Origin of the sequence: Burkholderia sp. GbtcB21, assembly GCF_019091065.1 — a bacterium.
GTDB lineage: Bacteria > Pseudomonadota > Gammaproteobacteria > Burkholderiales > Burkholderiaceae > Burkholderia > Burkholderia pyrrocinia_C.
In genome coordinates, this window is sequence record NZ_JAGXKA010000071.1 from 1 (window position 1) to 1,398 (window position 1,398).

Annotated in this window: 2 protein-coding genes and 1 pseudogene; all 3 read left to right on the top strand. The window is 64.8% G+C overall.

What is annotated here, in order from left to right:
• A partial coding sequence (locus tag KVT39_RS36360) for an FHIPEP family type III secretion protein (protein ID WP_217591418.1) occupies window positions 1-352 on the top strand: 352 nt, incomplete at its 5' end.
• Between the two features lie 19 nt (window positions 353-371).
• On the top strand, window positions 372-779 hold the full coding sequence (gene spaK, locus KVT39_RS36365) for an SPI-1 type III secretion system chaperone SpaK (RefSeq protein ID WP_217591419.1): 408 nt from the start codon (window positions 372-374) through the stop codon (window positions 777-779).
• Window positions 776-1,398, top strand: a pseudogene (locus KVT39_RS36370) (EscN/YscN/HrcN family type III secretion system ATPase); the annotation flags it as partial. The gene spaK and the pseudogene KVT39_RS36370, both read left to right, overlap by 4 nt.

Below are 1,398 nucleotides of genomic sequence, written 5' to 3' on the forward strand. Positions count from 1 at the left end.
CGTGCGCGGCGCGCTGGCGCGTTACATCTGCCACAAGTTCGCCCACGGCGGCGAGTTGCGCGCGGTGATGCTGTCGGCGGATGCGGTGGACATGGTGCGCAAGGGCATTCGCCAGACCTCGAGCGGCTCCTTCCTCAATCTGGAGCCCGCAGCCTCGGACGAGCTGCTGGACCTGTTCGCGCTCGGATTGGACGGACTCAATATCGCGCATAAGGACATGGTGCTGCTCACCTCGGTCGACGTGCGCCGCTTCATCAAGAAACTAGTCGAGACTCGCTTCCGCGAATTGGAAGTCATGTCTTTCGGCGAGATCGCCGACAGCGTGTCGGTTAACGTGATTAAGACCATTTAAGCCATAGAGGACCTAGCTCATGTACGCACTGGATATCGCCCAACTCGTCCGCGCCGCGCTGGAGGAGAGTGGTTGCGCCCCAACCTTGGTCGGCGCATTGGATAGCCATTCCACCATCGTGCTGGACCTGCACGACCTGCCCAGCATTCATGTCAGCGCCCAGGACGAGGAAGTGTGGTTGTGGTCGCTCATCGGTGAGCATGGCGACGCGGTGGTCGCCCAGCGCGGCGGCACGCTGCTGCAGGCTTTGATGGACGGTTGCGCCTTCGCGCGCGGCGGCCAACTGCAATTGGCGGTTCAGGATGGCTCGTTGGCGCTCAAGGGTCTGGTTCATCCGGATTATCTTGGCGATGGCCGCCGCTTTTCCGAGGCGATGAACGGCTTTTTCGACAGCCTGCAACGTTTCAGCGCGGCGCTGCGCGGATGAATCCGCCGCGTCTGTTGCGCCGTCTGGCCTTTCCGCACCGCCTGTCGGGACCGATCCTGGAAGCGGCTTTGCCTGGCGTGGCCATTGGAGAGCTATGCGAAATCCGCCGCAGTTTGCGTGATGGCGAGGTGGTGGCGCGGGCCCAGGTTGTAGGCCTGAACCATGAGCGCGCGGTGCTCAGCTTGATCGGCAGCGCGCGAGGCCTCACCCGCGAAGCGGTGCTGCAGCCAACCGGACACGCGCTTTCGGCATGGATAGGCGAAGAGGCGCGGGGCGCGGTGCTGGATCCTACCGGACAGATTGTCGAGCGGCTGGCGCCCTCCATTGCGGTGGGCGGAGAGGCGCGTGCGGTGGATGCGGCGCCGCCGCCGTATTCGAACCGCGTCGGCGTGCGCGAGCCGTTGGTCACCGGCGTGCGGGCCATCGACGGGCTGCTTACCTGCGGCGTCGGCCAGCGTGTCGGCATCTTCGCCACCGCGGGCTGCGGCAAGACCATGCTGATGCATATGCTGATCGATCAGGCGGAGGCCGACGTTTTCGTCATCGGTCTGATCGACGAGCGGGGCCGGGAGGTGACCGAATTCGTCGAAGCGCAGCGTGCTTCGCCCAAGCGCGAACG

Bases quoted from the DNA above. Each gene is read 5' to 3' on its own strand.
- spaK (WP_217591419.1), top strand. From the start codon at position 372: ATGTACGCACTGGATATCGCCCAACTCGTCCGCGCCGCGCTGGAGGAG.